The sequence below is a fragment of the Halospina denitrificans genome, from assembly GCF_004364635.1.
GTDB lineage: Bacteria > Pseudomonadota > Gammaproteobacteria > Pseudomonadales > Oleiphilaceae > Halospina > Halospina denitrificans.
In genome coordinates this window covers 1-1532 of sequence record NZ_SOAX01000014.1, presented here as the reverse complement: position 1 = coordinate 1532, position 1532 = coordinate 1, and the positions used below count along the sequence as shown (strand labels likewise).

General features: G+C 51.8%; 1 protein-coding gene and 1 pseudogene. Both read left to right on the top strand.

Going from position 1 to position 1532, the window contains the following annotated elements:
* Positions 1–1173, top strand: a 1173-nt coding sequence (locus DES49_RS15535) for a hypothetical protein (protein WP_166646105.1), incomplete at its 5' end; no start/stop codon positions are given.
* Between the two features lie 288 nt (positions 1174–1461).
* A pseudogene (locus DES49_RS15420) lies at positions 1462–1532 on the top strand (type II toxin-antitoxin system prevent-host-death family antitoxin); the annotation flags it as partial.

Here is a 1532-nt window from a genome sequence, read left to right as displayed (position 1 = left end):
CCATCCAGGCCCCGTGCCGTTGTCGCCCAACAAGTAGCTGCACTCGGAAAAATTACTCGCTGCGCTCCTAATTTTCCGGTGAGCAAGGCGTTAGCGCACGGCGTGGCTCCTGCTTTGGCTATAGCAACAAGAATATGGCTGACTGGTTTTCCGGTTAAAAGAAATGGTTTTGCAGCTATGTTTTCGCGAACTCTCATAACGATGTTTCTAATTACTGTTGCGGCGTCTGCGCTTGGTGAGACTGCGAGCCAGGAAACGCCACCAAGATTGATCTTCGCTCAGAAGGATGGGGATAAGTGCGAGGTTGGCTATTGGCACCGGGCTATTTCAGAACCCGTGATCCTGGCCCGGACTGATGAGTGCCCGGAAAGGCTGTTCATTGATCAATCCACGCAGCAGGTTCTGTTTGCTGATGCTGGGAGCCTCCTCTGGGCTGACATATCTCCAGGCTCGGAAGTTCGCCGCGCCCCTTTGCCAGACCGCAAATTTACAGCTTGGCGAGATCAAATGAATCTAAAACCGGAGAAAAAAGAACACTTCTTCGACCCATTGAGCGCAACCATGGAGCCGACGGGTGGACGATTCCTTAAGGATGGGACGCTCACCGTATTAATGGAACTCGCCACGGGCGCATCTCCCAGATACAAGTACATTTTTCATCGGGCTGACGGTACCTGGTCGATTGCTGGCGAACGCTACTGTTGGAAGGGTGGGTGTGAGAAGCTTGAAGGAACGAACGAGACCAGCTTCAAGAAGTATGTCTCGACAGGGGTGTGGGACAGGGAAGCCTGGCCGGTGTCGAAAATGCCGTGGCATCCCGAATTGACGGAGAATCAGTTTGTGACAGACCGAAAAGAAAATTTCGCCGAAGGTACACGTTCACCGCACGTTCTTTCGAGTGTTGAACTTGATATAAAGGTTGAGGGTGAAGCGTCGTTTCTCAAGGCGTTTACGAGAGACAGCGCGCACGGAGGCCCAATCCACACCATGGGGATCAAGCTTCGTGTTGGATCTGGCCCATCCAAGGTGCTTTCGAAACACCAGTGCATGACTTCCATCGTGGGACATTACATTCTGGTAGACGAGTTCTTCTCGGATCGATTTGAGTTAACAGACCTCGGGACTGGAAAAACGGTTTTGGGCAACCTGAGCGCAGCGGCCTGGATTGATTGACCCTTTTTGAAACTAACTGTTGGGGTGCCCCTGCTCTCTGGCAGCCGGGGACGTTGTTATTGTGTCCTAGGTTGTCGAGGCGCTTAATCGTGAAGGCGGCTTTCATTGGTTTGCCTAAACAGTCAATCATCATTGTTTGGCTGATTGAGTGTTTGGAGTCGCAAGCCGCTAACAAGGCACTTAATCGTGACGCCGGAAGCGGCGCACATTACCTCTGCGTTAGCTGGTAGTGCCACTCCCGAAAAGTGATACTATAGTGTCACTATTAGTCTGATTCAGGGTGAGCCCATGAAAGTTGAGCTTGTTACGAACCTCAAGCGCCAGGCCACAAAGATTCTGGCAGATCTGCACTTGTCTAA